Raw genomic sequence first — 17,285 nt, 5'->3', positions numbered from 1 at the left:
GATCACGCGGTGAGCGTAGAAATGCCGTTGGTGGCTGCGCAATCAGGCATTTGGGTCGCCGACCACATTTCACCGTACGGCAATGCTTACGCGGTGGCGCACTATATTGAGCTGAATGGCAAGCTGGATAAGGATTGCCTGCTGCGCGCGATTGCGTTGGGGCTGGCTGAAGTGGATACCCTGCAATTGCGTTTCGAGGAGCGCGACGGCGTGCCGGTGCAGTGGTTTGATGCCACGATGGCGATAGAAACGCCGGAATACCACGATCTATCCACCTCACCGAATCCTGATGCGGCAGCGCAGGCATTGATGCAAATTGATTTGTCCGGCGAGCTACGCGTCAGCAGCGGAGCGCCGTTGTATCGCCACGTTGTCATGTATTTGGGGGAGAACCGCTGGTACTGGTATCAGCGCTATCATCATCTGGTGGTGGATGGGTTTAGCTTCACCGCTATTACGCGCCGGATCGCCAATATTTATACCCGCCTGCATCACGGTGAACAGCCCGAGCCGACGCCGTTCACGCCGTTTAGTGAGGTGGTCGCGGAATACCAGACGTATCAGCAATCCGCTGGCCGGCGACGCGACGCTGATTTTTGGTTCAATAAAGCCGCTCAATTGCCACCGGCGGCGACGTTGTGCCCGCAACCCTTAGTCGGGCAAGCGCCAACCACCCGTATTCATCGGTTGACCCAACGCTGCGCTGCGGCAGCGTTCGCGCCTTTGGTAGCATTAGGCCATCAGCAGCAGTTGAGTGCCGCAGATATGGCGGTGGCATTGTTAGCGCTGTGGGTGTCGCGCCTAAGTGGCCAATCCCATTTCAGTGCCGGGTTCATCTTCATGCGCCGCACCGGTTCTGCGGCATTGTGCGCCACCGGTCCGGTGATTAACGTGCTTCCCATGGAGATGCACATTGATCCGCAGGCCACTTTGGTTGACGCCGCGGCGCGTATCAGCCGTGAATTGAAGACGGTTCGCCGCCATCAGCGCTACGATGCGGAACAGATACCGCGCGATTTGGGGCATGTGGGGAACGCGCAACCGCTGTACGGTACGGTATTCAACTTCAAAATGTTTGATTACCAGCTCGATTTTGCCGGCATGACGGGAATCACGCATGATTTAGCCTCTGGACCGGTGCGCGATCTGGAAATTGCCCTGTTTATCGATGAGCGCGGTCAATTGAAGGTGGAATTGTTAGCCAATGCTGAGCGCTATCAGCGTGATGAGCTGGCCGCCCATTTGCAACGCTTACCGTTGCTGATAAGCCAGTTTAGCGCCCAGCCGCAGTTGCCGGTGGGAGAGGCGGATTTATTGACCGCTGACGATCATGCCTTGCTAAACCGCGTTAACGATACTGTGCATCCACTGCCGATGCAGACGCTGAGCGCTCTGCTGGCGCAACAGGCTCAGCAAACGCCGGATGCGCCGGCGCTGGCCGATGCGCATTATCGTTTTACCTACCGTGAAACGCGTGAACAGGTCAGCGCATTGGCGCGGCAACTGAGTGCTCAGGGCGTACAGCCAGGTGACATTGTTGCCGTGGCGCTGCCGCGCTCGGTATTCCTGTCGCTGGCGCTGATGGCCATTGTCGAAGCCGGAGCCGCCTATTTACCGCTGGATACCGGTTATCCCGATGAACGCTTGAGTATGATGCTGGAGGATGCTGCACCGCGTCTGATTATCACCGAACCGGCGCAGCAGGCGCGTTTCGCCGGACAGGGTGAGATTCTACTCTACGATGCGCCGTTGGCGGCCGACCATGCCGCCGGGGTAGCGGTGGCGGGGCCAACGCCGCATCATCCGGCTTATATTATCTTCACATCCGGCTCGACCGGGCGGCCGAAAGGCGTTTTGGTGGGGCATCAGGCGATCGTTAATCGCCTGCTGTGGATGCAAAATCACTATCCAATGGCCTCGGACGATGTGGTGTTACAAAAAACACCGTGCAGTTTTGATGTGTCGGTGTGGGAATTCTTTTGGCCGCTGATGGTGGGGGCGCAACTGGTGATGGCACCACCGGAAGCGCACCGCGATCCGCAACAGCTACAACATTTGATTGCGCGCCATCGCGTGACGACGATGCACTTTGTTCCCTCAATGTTGGCTGCGTTTGTCAGCGCGTTAGACAGCGACGACGCGGTGGGGCAATGCGCCAGTTTACGCCGCGTGTTCTGCAGTGGCGAAGCCTTGCCCGCCGAGCTATGCCGCCTGTGGCAGAGCCGCACGGCAGTTCCATTGCACAATCTGTATGGCCCGACGGAAGCTGCGGTGGATGTGAGTTGGCATCCGGCGTGGGGCGAAGCCTTGGCCGCAGTCACCGCTGCTAACGTACCGATTGGTTTGCCGGTATGGAATACCGGGCTGCGCATCCTCGATGCACGCTTGCGGCCAGTGCCGCCCGGCGTCGCGGGGGATTTATATTTGACCGGCGTGCAATTGGCGCACGGTTATTTAGGACGCGCAGAACTGACGGCCAGCCGGTTTGTTGCCGATCCGTTCGGTAATGGAGATCGAATGTACCGCACTGGCGACGTGGCACGCTGGTTGCCGGGGGGAGAAGTGGAATATCTTGGCCGCAGCGACGATCAGTTGAAAATTCGTGGGCAGCGTATTGAGTTGAGTGAAATTGATCATGCGCTGCTTTCATTGCCTGGCGTTCAGCAGGCCGTCAGCCATGCGCTCGTACTGGAAGGTACGCCGGCGGAAACCGGCGGCGATACACGCCAATTGGTGGGCTATCTGGTGGCACAGCCGGGCGTGAGTTTAGATCTTGATGTACTGAAAGCGGCATTGGCCGATCGTTTGCCGCCACATATGGTGCCGGTGGCGTTGGTCGCGATGGATTCGTTACCGCTTAGCGCCAACGGCAAGCTGGATCGTAAAGCGCTGCCGCAGCCGCAAACCGGCACGCGCAGCGCCGGGCGGGAACCGCAGCCGGGGTTGGAAACGGCAATTGCAGCGGTATTTGCCCGTTTGCTGCAGCGTGAAGATGTATTTGCCGACGATGACTTCTTTGCGCTTGGCGGCCATTCGCTGCTCGCGATGCGTCTGGCGGCCGAGCTGCGGCGCGATCTCGATAAAGCTGTGTCGGTCGGGCAGATTATGGTGGCGTCAAAGGTAGAACAATTGGCGCAGCTGCTGGCGGAAGATCGCACACAGGAAGAGGCTGACCAGTGTGGTTTTGAACGCGTGTTGCCATTGCGTATTACTGACGGCCCAACGCTGTTCTGCCTGCATCCGGCCTCTGGGTTCTCTTGGCAATTTAGCGTGCTGCCGCGTTATATCGATCAGCATTGGTCGCTGGTGGGGATTCAGTCGCCGCGGCCGGATGGCCCGTTGGTGTTAAGCGAGGATATGGATCAGGTTTGTGATGCGCACTTGGCAACGGTACTGGACGTGCAGCCACATGGGCCGTATCACTTTATTGGCTATTCGCTTGGCGGGACGTTAGCACAAGGCATCGCCGCGCGCTTACAGGCGCGGGGTGAAGAAGTCGCATTCTTGGGTCTGTTGGATACCTATCCGCCGGAAACCCAAAATTGGGATGTGATGCTCGATGATAACGTACTGAAAGAAGTGCAGCGCGAGCGCGAACAGTTCTTGGCAGTGTCGGAAGAGGCGCTTGATCCCGCGTTGGGTGAAAGCCGTGTGGCGATGTTTGACAATATCGAAGCCAACTATGCCGATTCGGTGCGTTTGCTTTCCCATACGCATACGGCCACCTTCAAGGGGCAGGCAACGCTGTTTGTTGCCAAACGTACCTTGCAAGAAGGTATGGACGTGCAGAAAACCTGGGCGGAATACGTTGATGCGTTGCAGGTACATGAGTTGGATTGCGCACACGTCGATATCGTTTCACCGGCATCATTCACCGTGTTGGGACCGTTGCTAAATCGCGTGCTGCGTACTGTATAACCGGAGTTGGAGGGGGGGCGGCCGCGCCCGTTTTTTGACGGATGCCGAATACGCAATAGGTAATGCAGGCCGGGCATGCCCGGCCACTACGGTGATTGTTATATCCGCTTGGGTTGTGTCAATACGGCATGGATTTATCGTAGGGGCGTGGCACGCCGCGCCCGTTTTTTGACGGATGCCGAATACGCAATAGGTAATACAGGCCGGGCATGCCCGGCCACTACGGTGGGTTGATACTGGCGGGATTTGGCAGCGCGTGATGTTGTTACCCGTAGGGGCGTGGCACGCCGCGCCCGTTTTTTGACGGATGCCGAATATGCAATAGGTAATGCAGGCCGGGCATGCCCGGCCACTACGGTGGGTTGATACTGGCGGGATTTGGCAGCGCGTGATGTTGTTACCCGTAGGGGCGTGGCATGCCGCGCCCGTTTTTTGGCGGATGCCGAATACGCAATAGGTAATGCAGGCCGGGCATACCCGGCCACTACGAGCACAACGTATCAGCCAGTTGGTAATGTCATATCCGCTACACCTAGATTACTTGCCTAGTGGGACAACCAGTGGCGTGTGCGATACAGGATCGTCAATGATCATGCATTTCAGGCCGTAAACTTGTTCGATAAGTTCTGGTGTAACAATCGCTTTCGGCGCGCCTTCTGCAATTACCTTCCCGCCGCGCATGGCAATCAGATGAGTGGCGTAACGGCAAGCATGATTCAAATCATGCAGCACCACCACCAGCGTATGGCCGTTCTCACGGTTTAGTTGGCGCATTAACTCTAACAGATCGATTTGGTGTGTAATGTCCAGCCAAGTGGTTGGCTCATCCAGCAGCAGCAGCGGCGTCTGTTGCGCTAATACCATGGCGATCCACACCCGTTGGCGCTGCCCACCGGACAGTGTATCAACCGCCTGTTCTGCCAGATCGGCGACACCGGTGGCGCGCATCGCGCCCTCGACGGCCCGTTGATCTTCTTCGCGCCAACGGCTGAACAGACCTTGATGGGGGTAACGCCCGCGAGCGACCAGATCAAACACGGTAATATCGCCGGGGGCAATTGAGCTTTGCGGTAACAGCCCTAACTGACGCGCTACTTCTTTCGTCGCGTATTCGCGAATTAATTTACCATTCAACCAAACCGCACCTTCCTGCGGTTGCATCAGGCGGCTGAGAGTACGCAGCAGCGTCGATTTACCGCAAGCATTCGGGCCAATAATCACCGTCAATTCTCCCTGAGGGATGGAAACGGAGAGATTACTCGCCACGGTTTTTTTGTCATAACCCAAGGTCAGGTTCTCGGCGCGCAGCGGCGCGGATAACAGCGTGTCAGTATTCATTTTTTTCGTGACTCACGGATTAACAACCAAATCAGATAGATTCCACCGATACTAACGGTCAATACCCCAACGGGTAACTGATACGGTAAAAACAAGCGCTGTGCGGCGATGTCGGCCAACAGTAGCAGCAAAGCGCCGGTCAGCGCGGTTAACAGCAATACATGACGATTAGCGCACAGGCGGCGAGCGATTTGCGGGGCAACGAGTGCAATAAAGGAGATAGGCCCGGCAACGGCGGTGGCCGCTGCGGTGAGCATAACGCCGAGCAATAGCAAAAGCATGCGGGAGCGCTCAACGGTAACGCCCAGCGCACAGGCAGTATCATCCCCCATTTCCAACAGACGCATACGGCGCGATAACACCCAGAGCAACAGGAGCGCAAGGGCAATAATCAGCAGTACCGGTTGGCTTTTCGCCCAGGTCACGCCATTTAACGATCCCGCGCTCCACAACCCGGCGGTCATAGCTGATTCCAGTGACGCGGTGATAATCAACCAGGTATTGGCTCCGACCAACAGCGCGCGCACGGCGATGCCGACAATAATCAGCCTGAATGCGTCTACACCATTGCGCCATGCCAGCAGATAAATCAATGCCGCCGTCGTCAATCCGCCTACCAGCGCTCCGCTGGTGATGCCCATGATGCCACCGTTGAATAACACAATGGCGACCAGAACGCCGCTGTAGGCGCCGGTGTTGAAACCAATCACGTCAGGGCTGCCCAGCGGGTTACGAAGCAACGATTGGAAAATAGCTCCGCTGATGCCAAGTGCCGCACCTAATAGTAGCGCCATTGCCACACGTGGTAAGCGCCATTGGCTGACGATCACCGTGAGGTTAGCGGGGCCTTCACCGTGCAACGCATCGATGACCTGCATTGCACTGAGTGATAAGGTGCCGGAGCCGAGTGCGTAGATCGCCAACATTACGCAGGCCACCAGCAATAGCAACGCGGTTAATATCGGCTGCGACAGCCGGGCAGGACGATGTTTATTCATCAGCGGGGTGCTGAACATCGACATCAGTTGCTCCTCCTGAACATATGACGCTGACGTACCAGCATAATGAGCACCGGTGCGCCAATCATCGCGGTAACGATAGACACGCGCAGTTCGCCAGCGACCAGGAAGCGGCCGAGTAAATCGGCGCTGAGCAACAGAATCGGCGTGAGTACCAGCGTCCACGGTAAAATCCAATGCAGCTCAGAACCGGCCAGACGGCGAGCCACATGTGGCATCATCAAGCCGACAAAGGCAATCGGCCCAACGGCGGCGGTAGCGCCCCCGCATAATAAAGTAATTGCCAGCAGGCCCAACAGTTGGGTACGTACGATACCGGTACCCAAGGCGGCGGCCAGTTCGCTGCCCATGCTCAGACTGTTCAGTGCCTTGGTCAACCACAGCGTAATCAGCGTACCGAGAACAATGGGCAATGCCACCGTACGCACGACCTGCATGCTTTGAATATCCAGCGTTCCAGCTTGCCAGAAGCGCAGTTGATCGAAGACCAACGGATTAAGTAACGCAATGCCAGAGGTCATGCCTTCTAACACTGCGGCGAGCGCTACCCCTGCCAGCGTCAGGCGAATCGGGTTTAGCGTGCTGCGGCCCAGTGCGCCCACCAGTGCCACTAACAGCGATGCAGCTAGCGCACCCGCGAAGGCGAACCACAAATAATGGCTGACGTCGGTGGCACCAAATAGCGTAATGCCAAGCACTACGGCAAAACCGGCTCCGGCATTAATGCCGAGAATACCGGGATCGGCAAGTGGGTTGCGGGTCAGTGTTTGCATTAATGCTCCCGCAAGCCCGAGAGCGATACCGGCAAGTAACCCAGCCAGCGTGCGCGGCAGACGTGCGTCGGTGACGATCACACAGTCAGCATGGGTACATTGGCCGTTAAGCGCCTGAATAACCGTGCTAAAAGGTATGGATTTTGCCCCCAGCGCCAGGCTCAGCGCCATTAACAGCAGTAAAACCAGTAGCGCGAACAGCAGGGCGTAGAGCCTGCGGCGAAAAGACCGGGTAGTGCCGAAAATCAGTTGCTCCTGCGCGGCAGGGGCGGAATGCGAGCAATGGTGTGTAAGCCGGAACATGACAGCCTATGATTTAATTGAATATAAATGATATTTATTATCATTATTGATAGTGTTCATCTATGGTAGCATGAGTTGATGTTCCAGTGCAGTAGCAAGCGCACAATCCCTTTTTAATACTGTGGTGATAGACGAATGAGTAAGCCTTCGATTTTGCTTGATTTTGGTCTGCTCAAGGCCAATCGGGCGTTCCGTGCCGTATTTTGCGCACGCTTTATTTCTATTTTAGCGTTGGGGTTGATGGCCATCGCTATTCCGGTACAAATTCAAGCGCTAACGGGATCGACGCTGCTGGTTGGCTTAGCCGTGACGTTAGCGGGATGCGGCATGTTTGCCGGTTTATTGATGGGCGGCGTGTTAGCCGACCGTTATGAGCGTCGCCGTTTAATTTTATTTGCGCGTTCGACGTGCGGCATCGGTTTCGTTGGCATGTGCATTAATGCCGCGTTGCCGACACCGTCGCTAACGGCGATTTATTTATTGTCGGTGTGGGATGGTTTCTTTGGTGCGGTGGGCGTGACGGCGCTGTTGGCGGCGACACCGGCACTGGTGGGGCGTGAAAATATCGTCCAGGCCGGTGCTATCAGCATGCTGACGGTGCGTTTTGGCTCGATTTTGTCACCTGCGGTAGGGGGATTGGTGATCGCTCACGCAGGTGTGGCATGGAATTACGGGCTGGCGGCGTTAGGTACGTTAATAACGTTAGTGCCACTGCTGCAATTACCGCAGTTAATGCCGCCACCGCAGCCGCGTGAGCATCCGTTAAAAGCGTTGGTCGGTGGTTTCCGCTTCCTGTTTGAAAATAAAGTGATCGGGATGGTCGCACTGATTGGTGCCTTACTGACGATGGCCAGTGCGGTGCGGATTTTATATCCTGCATTGGCGACGGACTGGCAGATTGGCGCGTCCAGCCTTGGCTTTATGTATGCAGCGGTGCCGCTGGGTGCGGCAATAGGCGCATTTACCAGTGGCCGTGTAGCGCACGTGGCTCGCCCTGGCTGGATGATGCTGATCACCGCGATTGCAGCGTTTGTCGCCATTGGCCTGTTTGGTGTGATGCCTTGGTACGGTTTAGCGCTGGCGTGTCTGGTGGTTTTCGGTTATTTGAGCGCGCTCAATTCTCTGTTGCAATATGCGCTCATCCAGAACTTGACGCCAGATGCCTTGCTGGGGCGCATCAATGGATTGTGGACCGCACAGAACGTGGTGGGGGATGCGTTAGGCGCGTTGTTGTTGGGCGCGATGGGAGCGTTTATGTTGCCAGCCCTCACCTCGACCAGTTTCGGTTTTGGCGCGGCGCTGCTGGGGGGGGTATTGGTAGTGGTGATGGGCGGGTTGCGCCAGGTGACGCTGCGCGAGCCGGAGCCGCAACCCCAGCCCGCAGTATTGCAAACTAGTGGGAAGTAAACTGTTTCTCTAACAGCGTCAGCAGGTTGCTGGCGCTGTAGTAATCCAATCGGAAAGTCTCATTGCCCATGGCATAGACCTGCTTGTTTTGCACTGCAGGCAAATGCGCCAAGAATTTATTGCTCATCAGATGCTGGAGATCGCCGTCATCGTTAGCGAACAGCAACAGTGTTTGACCATTCAATCCTTCTGCCAGATTCTCGCCGCTCAGTTGAATAATATCGTTCCGTACACCCATGCTGGTGCTGTTGTCCAGTGTGGCTGGCGGTTGTGCCAGCGTGAAACCGAGTTGCTGTAGCATCTGCCCTTGTGACGACTCGGTCGTCCACAGATTGGCGGCCTTGCCGTCTTGACGATAGACCAATGCGGATATTGGCTGGGGCGGCAGTTGCATGTGTTGCTTCAGCGCTTGCTCACGCGCAGCGAAATCAGCGGTTAACTTTTCAGCCTGTGCGTCACGCCCGGTAGCGTAACCCAGTTTTTTGGCGAGTTGTTGCCAGCTTTTATCGTCGTAGTTAACCACCAGCACCGGCGCAATGGCGGTTAACTGATCGTACAAGCGCAGGGCAGAATCGCCGCCGGTGGCGGACATAACAATCAAATCTGGCGCTTCCCCGGCTATTGCTTCGGCGTTAGGTTCACCGATATACAGGCGCTTAACCCCGCGCTGTGCCGCAATGTCTGCCCACTGGCGGAAGAAGCCTTGCTTATCGGTCAGTTTACCGTTGACACTGGCAGCCCCACTGGCAATCACTGGCGCATCGATAGCCAGTAATGTACCGGTCACCGTCACGCTGGTAGAGACGATGCGTGTAGGGGGGTGTTTGAGGGTAACAACACCGTGGGTGGTTTCAATCTGACGCGGCCACGGGGGGGAGGCCGCCTGTACGGCGGTGACGGCGAACAATGCCAATCCGAAAAGCAGGATTTTCTTCATGCCAGGTAATCCTTGTTGGTTAAATACTAATGCTTATCATTTATCTAGATAATACCACACCATTTATACCATGATTATGATGGGAAAGAAGTGCTTACGTTTATTGACATAGCAAATCGCGGAAGGTAATTTAGCGCCCAAGAAATACAAATGATAATCATTATTATATTGGTTATTATTGACAACTTATAGAGGGCGTACCGATGGATGCAGCCGTGAATGGTGCTCAACAACAGCAACAGGAAAGTGAGGCGTCTGGCCGTGAGCAACCAAAGGTCTCACCGGCCTCCGGTTTCTTTTTCACTTCTCCTTTTCGTAGCCTGAATACGCAGGGATGTTTCACTAAAATCAGTTTGCCCGCGATTGGTGGCGATGATGTGCGCGGGGAGTTTCAGCAGGCGGTGCAGCATGCTTTTAGTGAGGCGCGCATGGCGGGCATCAAAAAGCCAGTGCTGTGTGGCGCTATCCCCTTTGATACCCGCCAACCCTCGGCGTTGTTCATTCCTCAACAGACTCACTGGTTCGAACGCGATGCTTTTATGGCCGCGCAGAGCGATGACATCAACACCGGGCCGGATATTGCGCATAAAACGGAATTGCCGCCGCAGGTGCCCTTCATGCAAATGGTCAGCGATGCGGTGGCGGTGACCCGCACGGATAAACTGGACAAAGTGGTGCTGTCGCGGCTGTTGGAAATTGAAACCGTTCAGCCAGTGGATCGGCAGGCGCTGATGGCGCGCATCATTGCGCAAAATCCGAACGGCTTCCATTTCCATGTCCCGTTGGAAGAAGGCGCGTTGCTGGGTGCTAGCCCAGAATTACTGCTGCGAAAATCTGGCGCGCAGTTCTACTCCAACCCGCTGGCGGGATCCGCCCGTCGTGATGTCGATCCTCAGCGCGATCGAGACATCAGCCAGCAACTGTTGGCATCGAGCAAAGACCATTATGAGCACCGTTTTGTTACAGAAGGTATGCGCGCAGTGCTGGCCGACCGCTGCCGTTATTTGAATATTCCCTCCACGCCAGAGTTACTCAGCACGACCACGTTGTGGCATCTGTCGACGCCGATTGATGGTGAGGTGGATTCACGAAAGGAAAATGCGCTGTCATTGGCCTGTTTGTTGCACCCGACACCGGCGTTATGCGGCACGCCGACCCCGGTTGCGCGGGAGTTGATTTCCGCACTGGAGCCGTTTGAACGCGGCCTGTTCGGCGGCATTGTTGGCTGGTGTGATGCTGAAGGCAATGGCGAGTGGGTCGTGACCATCCGTTGCGGCACCGTTAACGGCAAGCAGGTACGCCTGTTTGCTGGCGCAGGCATCGTGCAGGATTCTTCGCCAGAATCTGAGTGGCATGAAACCGGCACCAAGCTCAGCACAATTTTGCGCGCATTTGGTTTGAATCAAGGATAAGAAAAATGAGCATTGCTTTTACCCCCTGGCCGGATGCGTTTGCCCGGCGTTATCGCGAGCGCGGCTATTGGATTGACCAGCCGTTGACCGATATTCTCACCCGGCAGGCGGAAAACGACAGTATCGCACTGGTCGATCCGGCAAATCGTTTGAGCTATCGCCAATTACATCAGCAATCCGATCGCTTGGCCGCGGCATTGCTGCGCCGTGGCGTAAAACCGGGTGAAACCGCACTGGTTCAGCTTGGCAACGTGGTGGAGTTTTATGTCACCTTTTTTGCGCTGTTGAAAATCGGCGTTGCGCCGGTCAATGCGCTGTTTAGCCATCAGCGTAGTGAATTAAACGCGTATGCGTCTCAGATTAAACCGGCGATTGTGATTGCCGATCGTTTGCATGGTTTATTCGCCAATGATGATTTCTTGACGGATTTCCGCGCCGCGCATCCGTCCATCCGCGTGGTGGCGCTGCGTAATCAACCGCAGGGCGAACAGTCACTGTCAGCCATGCTGGCAGAAGACAGTACCGGTTTTTGCGCCACGCCGTCTGCGGCCGATCAGGTGGCGTTCTTCCAGCTTTCCGGTGGCAGCACCGGTACGCCAAAACTGATCCCACGGACGCATAACGACTATTACTACAGCATCCGTCGCAGCGTAGAGGTTTGCCACTTTACGCGTGAAACGCGCTATCTGTGTGCACTGCCGGCGGCGCATAACTATCCGATGAGTTCGCCCGGTGTGTTAGGCGTGTTCTATGCCGCAGGCTTGGCGGTGTTTGCGGCCGATCCTGATGCGGCCCAATGCTTCAACCTGATTGAACAACATCAGATTACCGTCACCGCGCTGGTACCACCGGCAGTGACGCTGTGGTTACAGGCGATTGAAGAGTGGGGTGGCAATCAACAGCTTGCCAGCCTGAAATTATTACAGGTAGGCGGTGCCAAACTGGGTGAAACGTTGGCGGCACGTATTCCTGCTGAGATTGGCTGCCAGCTTCAGCAAGTGTTTGGTATGGCGGAAGGGCTGGTGAACTATACCCAGCTTGATGATGACGATTGTCACGTCCTGACAACCCAAGGGCGACCGATGTCACCGGATGATGAGGTCTGGGTAGCGGATGACGAGGGCAACCCGTTGCCGGTCGGGCAGGTCGGGCGGTTGATGACGCGTGGCCCTTATACCTTCCGGGGTTATTACCAAAGCCCAGAACACAACGCAGAGGCGTTTGATGAGCAGGGTTTTTACTGTTCAGGCGATCTTATTCGCCTAACCGAAGCGGGTTACATTTGTGTGGAAGGGCGGCAGAAAGATCAAATCAATCGGGGAGGCGAGAAGATTGCCGCCGAAGAGATCGAAAATCTGTTGTTACGCCACTCGTCGGTGATTAACGCTGCGTTGGTTTCCATGCCGGATGCATTAATGGGTGAAAAGAGTTGTGCCTATTTTATTGCCACAGAAACATTGAAGCCGGTCGTGCTGCGACGTCATTTGCGCGAGCAGGGCGTTGCGGAATTTAAATTACCCGACCGCTTTGTGCAAGTTGAACACCTGCCGCTGACGCCGGTCGGCAAAGTAGACAAAAAACTTTTGCGCCAACGTTTGGAGGCGCAGCAACTAACTCAGGTCCGGGGAGAGTGATCGATGGCCATTCCTAAGCTTAATGATTATGCGTTGCCAACGGCAGACGAGATGCCGGCTAACAAGGTTAATTGGGCGTTCGAACCGCAACGCGCCGCCTTGCTGATCCACGACATGCAGCAATATTTCCTCAATTTTTGGGGGGAAGATAGCCCGTTGATTAAGCAGGTGGTGGACAACATTGCCAATCTGCGTCGTTACTGTAAATCGCAAGGTATACCGGTGTATTACACCGCGCAACCCAATGATCAAAGTGATGAAGACCGCGCATTGTTGAATGATATGTGGGGGCCGGGGCTCAACAAACACCCCGAACAGCAGGCGGTCGTGGCTGCGTTGGCGCCAGAACCTGATGATACCGTATTGGTGAAATGGCGCTACAGCGCCTTTCATCGCTCGCCCTTGCAGGAGATTTTGCACGAGTCCGGCCATGACCAACTGATTATTTGTGGCGTATACGCGCATATCGGTTGCCTGACGACGGCGATCGATGCATTTATGCGTAACATTAAGCCGTTCATGGTGGCGGACGGGTTGGCGGATTTCTCTCGCGATGAGCACCTGATGGCGCTGCGTTACACCGCCGGGCGCTGTGGCCGCGTGGTGACCACTGCCGATTTGCTGCCCGGTATCGCCAGCAAAGACGCTTTGCGCCAGCAAATTATGCCGCTGTTGGACGAAGATAGCGAAGAGATGGGCAACGATGAAAACCTGATCGATTACGGTTTGGATTCGGTGCGCATTATGGAGTTGGCGACACGTTGGCGCAAAATTCGTGCCGATATAGATTTCATTGCGCTGGCTAAAAGCCCGACCATTGACAGTTGGTGGGCGCTGCTTTCAGGGGAGAAAGCGTGATGAGTGCAGGGAGCTTTAGCGGTAAACGCGTGTGGGTGACCGGTGCGGGGGCGGGGATTGGCTTGCAAACCGCGCTGGATTTTGCCGCGGCAGGTGCCGAGGTAGTGGGATTTGATCTGCGTTTTGATGCGCAGAATTATCCGTTCCGTACCGAAGTGTTAGATATTGCTGACGCCGCAGCGGTAGATGCCGTTTGTACGCGTCTGCTGGTGGAACAGGCTGAGTTGGACGTACTGGTGAATGGTGCCGGAATCTTGCGTATCGGGATGATTGATGAAACCAGTGCGGCAGATTGGATGGCTTGCCTTAATGTGAATGCTGGCGGGGCGTTTAACATGTTCCGCCATGCGTTACCGGTATTTCGCCGCCAGCGGCGTGGCGCGATTGTCAGCATTGCCTCCAATGCGGCGCATGTGCCGCGTGTGGGCATGGCGGCGTATTGCGCCTCGAAAGCTGCGCTACGGAGCCTATGCCAGACCGTTGGTTTAGAGATGGCAACCTATGGTGTGCGTTCGAACTTGGTGTCACCCGGTTCAACCAACACGCCGATGCAGCAAGGGATGTGGCAAGATGCCAGCGGCGAGCAGAAAACCATTCAGGGTTTTCCTGAACAGTTTAAATTGGGGATTCCGCTGGGCAAAATCGCACAGCCACAGGATGTCAGCAATGCGATCTTGTTCTTGGCGTCGGATCTGGCGAGCCACATTACGATGCAAGACATTGTGATCGATGGCGGCGCAACGCTGGCTGCGTGAGGAAGTGGCCGAGAGGCCGGTTGTCTGATGTCGAATACGCAATACAGGCCGGGCGTGCCCGGCCACTACGGTGGGTTGATACCGGCGGGATTTGGCAGCGAGTGATGTTGTTACCCGTAGGGGCGTGGCATGCCGCGCCCGGCCGGATGTTTGATGCTGAATACGGGATGCAGGCCGGGCGTGCCCGGCCACTACGGTGGGTTGATACCGGTGGGATTTGGCAGCGAGTGATGTTGTTACCCGTAGGGGCGTGGCACGCCGCGCCCGGTTGGTTGCTTGATGCTGAACCCGAGATGCAGGCCGGGCGCGCCCGTCCACTACGGTAGTTTGATACCGGCGGGATTTGGCAGCGAGTGATGTTGTTACCCGTAGGGGCGTGGCACGCCGCGCCCGGTTGGTTGTTTGATGCTGAATCCGAGATGCAGGCCGGGCGTGCCCGGCCACTACGACCGGTGATAAACGTAGTGGCTAGAAACGAAAAAAGCGCCTAAAGGCGCTTTTCTCTGAATTGGTGGGTCGTGCAGGGTTGACTCGGCCTTTGGCCTCGCCCTGCGGGCAACGCTGTGCGTTGTCGTCTCGCTTCGCTCGGCTCGAACCTGAACGCAGGTTCTCATCCAACACGACCTTGGGGAACATGTCCTATTAATGTCGGAAGTGATTGCGGAGCGCAAATGCGAAAAAAGCGCCTAAAGGCGCTTTTCTCTAAATTGGTGGGTCGTGCAGGATTCGAACCTGCGACCAATTGATTAAAAGTCAACTGCTCTACCAACTGAGCTAACGACCCGTAGAAGTGGTGGGTGATGACGGGCTCGAACCGCCGACCCCCTCCGTGTAAAGGAGATGCTCTACCAACTGAGCTAATCACCCACTTCAGGACTTCCAGGTACTGCTTGAGCAAGAAAATGATGGTGGGTGATGACGGGCTCGAACCGCCGACCCCCTCCGTGTAAAGGAGATGCTCTACCAACTGAGCTAATCACCCTCATTTTTCTCACTGCTTAACAAGATGGTGGGCGATGACGGGCTCGAACCGCCGACCCCCTCCGTGTAAAGGAGATGCTCTACCAACTGAGCTAATCGCCCCGTCTTGTTGGAGTCGCATTATAGGGATAGTTGAAAGTGAGTCAACGGTTTTTAAAATGATTTCAATCGTTCGCCGTAAATTTAAACAGGATGCGATAATTATCGCCACTGCTGAGGATTCTTTGTGCACTGTTATGCGAAAAGCTGCGCAACATTGATGAAATAGCATCGGCTGATGCCGTGTCGGCGTTGAGGAATTAGCGCGTGGTGATACAATGTTGCTCACTTTTTCCAATTCCGAGCAATTGCCAGCACCCGCTGGCACGCGTTGCGTAATAAGGCTGCTTTCCAATGAAAATCAAAACCCGCTTTGCACCCAGCCCAACTGGCTATCTGCACGTCGGCGGCGCGCGTACTGCGCTTTACTCCTGGTTATTCAGCCGCCATGCTGGCGGCGAATTCGTTTTGCGTATCGAAGATACCGATTTGGAGCGCTCCACGCAGGATGCTATCGACGCCATTATGGATGGGATGAACTGGCTGAATCTGGATTGGGACGAAGGCCCGTATTATCAGACCAAACGTTTTGACCGTTATAACGCTGTTATTGATGAAATGTTAGAGCAGGGCACGGCTTACCGTTGCTACTGTTCCAAAGAGCGATTGGAAACGCTACGCGAAAAGCAAATGGAAAATGGCGAAAAGCCGCGTTATGACGGCCATTGCCGCGATAGCCAATGTAGCCATACAGCGGATGAACCGCATGTGGTACGTTTCCGCAATCCTCAAGAAGGCTCAGTGATCTTCAACGATCAGATTCGTGGCCCTATCGAATTCAGCAATCAGGAGTTGGATGATCTGATCATCCGTCGTACTGATGGCTCACCAACTTACAATTTCTGCGTTGTAGTTGACGATTGGGATATGGAAATTACGCATGTGATCCGTGGTGAAGACCATATCAACAATACCCCACGCCAGATCAACATTCTTAAAGCGCTGGGTGCGCCGGTACCGGAATATGCCCACGTCTCTATGATCTTGGGTGACGACGGTAAGAAGCTGTCCAAACGTCATGGCGCCGTAGGCGTAATGCAGTACCGCGATGATGGCTATTTGCCAGAAGCGTTGTTGAACTACCTGGTGCGTTTAGGTTGGTCTCATGGCGATCAGGAAATCTTCTCTATTGAAGAAATGAAACAGTTCTTCACCTTGGACGCGATCAGCAAATCGGCCAGTGCGTTCAATACCGAGAAACTGCAATGGCTCAATCACCACTATATTAACCATATGCCGGCGGAACAGGTTGCAGTACATCTGGCGTGGCACGTGGAACAGTTGGGTATTGAAACGCGTAACGGCCCAGAACTGAAAGAGATCGTCAAGCTGTTGGGGGAACGCTGTAAAACACTGAAAGAGATGGCTGCCTCTTGCCGCTATTTCTACGAAGACTTCAGTGAGTTTGATGCTGATGCGGCGAAGAAACACCTGCGCCCGGTGGCACGCCAGCCGCTGGAAGCAGTTCGCGCTAAACTGGCTGCCATCAGCGTGTGGACAGCAGAAAATGTGCATAATGCGATCCAAGGCACCGCAGATGAGCTGGGTGTGGGGATGGGCAAAGTCGGTATGCCATTGCGCGTTGCCGTCACCGGTGCAGGTCAGTCACCGGGCATGGACGTGACTGTCCACGCTATTGGTCAGCAGCGGTCATTGCAACGTATCGATCAGGCTTTGGCTTATATTGCTGCGCGCGAAGCTCAGGCCTGATTTTCTCATGCGCCCTGCGGTTGAGCAGGGCGCATGAGCTGATGATGCCGGCAAGCGCGCTGTCCATTATTTTCTCTTTTATTTGCGTAAGCCTCAGTGGATTTCCTGGGTGCACCGGTCACTTCTATTTCAGTCAACCGG

At 55.5% G+C, this 17,285-nt stretch carries 12 protein-coding genes, 4 tRNA genes and 1 other RNA gene; 8 read left to right on the top strand and 9 right to left on the bottom strand.

Annotated features, from left to right (window positions below):
• Window positions 1-21 precede the first annotated feature (21 nt).
• Entirely contained in the window at window positions 22-3,918 is a 3,897-nt protein-coding gene (locus ACQKDS_RS10505; RefSeq protein WP_399669747.1) for an enterobactin synthase subunit F, read from the top strand.
• A gap of 537 nt (window positions 3,919-4,455) precedes the next feature.
• On the opposite strand, the gene ACQKDS_RS10500 is transcribed toward ACQKDS_RS10505, so the two are convergent.
• Genes ACQKDS_RS10500 through fepD form a run of 3 tightly spaced genes read right to left on the bottom strand, consistent with a single transcriptional unit; the run spans window position 4,456 to window position 7,351 of the window.
• Window positions 4,456-5,256: an ATP-binding cassette domain-containing protein gene (locus tag ACQKDS_RS10500; RefSeq protein ID WP_399669336.1), complete on the bottom strand. Its 801-nt coding sequence runs from the start codon at window positions 5,254-5,256 to the stop codon at window positions 4,456-4,458.
• Complete coding sequence (gene fepG, locus ACQKDS_RS10495; protein WP_399669339.1) at window positions 5,253-6,278, bottom strand: iron-enterobactin ABC transporter permease; 1,026 nt, start codon at window positions 6,276-6,278, stop codon at window positions 5,253-5,255. The genes ACQKDS_RS10500 and fepG overlap by 4 nt, the downstream gene beginning before the upstream one ends.
• Window positions 6,278-7,351 carry a Fe(3+)-siderophore ABC transporter permease gene (gene fepD, locus ACQKDS_RS10490; protein WP_399669342.1) on the bottom strand — a complete coding sequence of 358 codons (1,074 nt, stop codon included), beginning with the start codon at window positions 7,349-7,351 and terminating at the stop codon, window positions 6,278-6,280. The genes fepG and fepD overlap by 1 nt, the downstream gene beginning before the upstream one ends.
• A 135-nt stretch (window positions 7,352-7,486) precedes the next feature.
• On the opposite strand from fepD, the gene entS reads away from it, so the two are divergent.
• Window positions 7,487-8,758, top strand: coding sequence for an enterobactin transporter EntS (gene entS / locus ACQKDS_RS10485; RefSeq protein ID WP_399669345.1), 1,272 nt, complete (start codon window positions 7,487-7,489; stop codon window positions 8,756-8,758).
• On the opposite strand, the gene fepB is transcribed toward entS, so the two are convergent.
• On the bottom strand, window positions 8,745-9,695 hold the full coding sequence (fepB, locus tag ACQKDS_RS10480; RefSeq protein WP_399669348.1) for a Fe2+-enterobactin ABC transporter substrate-binding protein: 951 nt from the start codon (window positions 9,693-9,695) through the stop codon (window positions 8,745-8,747). The two genes, entS and fepB, sit on opposite strands and share 14 nt — an antisense overlap.
• Before the next feature lie 203 nt (window positions 9,696-9,898).
• On the opposite strand from fepB, the gene ACQKDS_RS10475 reads away from it, so the two are divergent.
• The 5 genes from ACQKDS_RS10475 to ACQKDS_RS10455 are packed head-to-tail and all read left to right on the top strand — an operon-like array spanning window position 9,899 to window position 14,680.
• Window positions 9,899-11,107, top strand: coding sequence for an isochorismate synthase (locus ACQKDS_RS10475; RefSeq protein ID WP_399669351.1), 1,209 nt, complete (start codon window positions 9,899-9,901; stop codon window positions 11,105-11,107).
• A gap of 5 nt (window positions 11,108-11,112) precedes the next feature.
• The gene (locus tag ACQKDS_RS10470) at window positions 11,113-12,741 is read left to right on the top strand and encodes a (2,3-dihydroxybenzoyl)adenylate synthase (RefSeq protein WP_399669354.1); all 1,629 of its coding nucleotides are present in this window, start codon (window positions 11,113-11,115) and stop codon (window positions 12,739-12,741) included.
• A 3-nt stretch (window positions 12,742-12,744) separates the two neighbouring features.
• Window positions 12,745-13,599 carry an isochorismatase family protein gene (locus ACQKDS_RS10465; RefSeq protein ID WP_399669357.1) on the top strand — a complete coding sequence of 285 codons (855 nt, stop codon included), beginning with the start codon at window positions 12,745-12,747 and terminating at the stop codon, window positions 13,597-13,599.
• Window positions 13,599-14,354 (top strand): 2,3-dihydro-2,3-dihydroxybenzoate dehydrogenase, encoded by a 756-nt coding sequence (gene dhbA / locus ACQKDS_RS10460; RefSeq protein ID WP_399669360.1) that lies wholly within the window; start codon window positions 13,599-13,601, stop codon window positions 14,352-14,354. Before ACQKDS_RS10465 ends, dhbA begins: the two co-directional genes overlap by 1 nt.
• 20 nt (window positions 14,355-14,374) lie before the next feature.
• Window positions 14,375-14,680, top strand: coding sequence for a hypothetical protein (locus ACQKDS_RS10455; protein WP_399669362.1), 306 nt, complete (start codon window positions 14,375-14,377; stop codon window positions 14,678-14,680).
• A 183-nt stretch (window positions 14,681-14,863) separates the two neighbouring features.
• Here ACQKDS_RS10455 and ACQKDS_RS10450 read toward each other — a convergent pair.
• From ACQKDS_RS10450 to ACQKDS_RS10430, 5 genes are all read right to left on the bottom strand, one after another.
• Window positions 14,864-14,989, bottom strand: a non-coding RNA gene (locus ACQKDS_RS10450) — RtT sRNA.
• Between the two features lie 73 nt (window positions 14,990-15,062).
• Window positions 15,063-15,138, bottom strand: a tRNA-Lys gene (locus ACQKDS_RS10445).
• A gap of 7 nt (window positions 15,139-15,145) precedes the next feature.
• A tRNA-Val gene (locus ACQKDS_RS10440) sits at window positions 15,146-15,221 on the bottom strand.
• 39 nt (window positions 15,222-15,260) lie between these two features.
• A tRNA-Val gene (locus ACQKDS_RS10435) sits at window positions 15,261-15,336 on the bottom strand.
• Window positions 15,337-15,361: 25 nt separating this feature from the next.
• Window positions 15,362-15,437 (bottom strand) — tRNA-Val (locus tag ACQKDS_RS10430).
• Between the two features lie 291 nt (window positions 15,438-15,728).
• Here ACQKDS_RS10430 and gltX point away from each other — a divergent pair.
• Complete coding sequence (gltX, locus tag ACQKDS_RS10425) at window positions 15,729-17,144, top strand: glutamate--tRNA ligase (protein WP_399669365.1); 1,416 nt, start codon at window positions 15,729-15,731, stop codon at window positions 17,142-17,144.
• Window positions 17,145-17,285 lie beyond the last annotated feature (141 nt).

The organism is Serratia sp. NPDC078593 (assembly GCF_050268245.1).
Classification (GTDB): Bacteria; Pseudomonadota; Gammaproteobacteria; order Enterobacterales; family Enterobacteriaceae; genus JBNNGK01.
The sequence above is the reverse complement of the archived record's forward strand: the minus strand, read 5'-3'. Positions and strand labels throughout refer to the sequence as shown.

Excerpts from the sequence above, each read along its gene's own strand:
- ACQKDS_RS10505 (WP_399669747.1), top strand. The coding sequence starts at position 22 with ATGCCGTTGGTGGCTGCGCAATCAGGCATTTGGGTCGCCGACCACATT.
- ACQKDS_RS10500 (WP_399669336.1), bottom strand. The coding sequence starts at position 5,256 with ATGAATACTGACACGCTGTTATCCGCGCCGCTGCGCGCCGAGAACCTG.
- fepG (WP_399669339.1), bottom strand. The coding sequence starts at position 6,278 with ATGTCGATGTTCAGCACCCCGCTGATGAATAAACATCGTCCTGCCCGG.
- fepD (WP_399669342.1), bottom strand. The coding sequence starts at position 7,351 with ATGTTCCGGCTTACACACCATTGCTCGCATTCCGCCCCTGCCGCGCAG.
- entS (WP_399669345.1), top strand. The coding sequence starts at position 7,487 with ATGAGTAAGCCTTCGATTTTGCTTGATTTTGGTCTGCTCAAGGCCAAT.
- fepB (WP_399669348.1), bottom strand. The coding sequence starts at position 9,695 with ATGAAGAAAATCCTGCTTTTCGGATTGGCATTGTTCGCCGTCACCGCC.
- ACQKDS_RS10475 (WP_399669351.1), top strand. The coding sequence starts at position 9,899 with ATGGATGCAGCCGTGAATGGTGCTCAACAACAGCAACAGGAAAGTGAG.
- ACQKDS_RS10470 (WP_399669354.1), top strand. The coding sequence starts at position 11,113 with ATGAGCATTGCTTTTACCCCCTGGCCGGATGCGTTTGCCCGGCGTTAT.
- ACQKDS_RS10465 (WP_399669357.1), top strand. The coding sequence starts at position 12,745 with ATGGCCATTCCTAAGCTTAATGATTATGCGTTGCCAACGGCAGACGAG.
- dhbA (WP_399669360.1), top strand. The coding sequence starts at position 13,599 with ATGAGTGCAGGGAGCTTTAGCGGTAAACGCGTGTGGGTGACCGGTGCG.
- gltX (WP_399669365.1), top strand. The coding sequence starts at position 15,729 with ATGAAAATCAAAACCCGCTTTGCACCCAGCCCAACTGGCTATCTGCAC.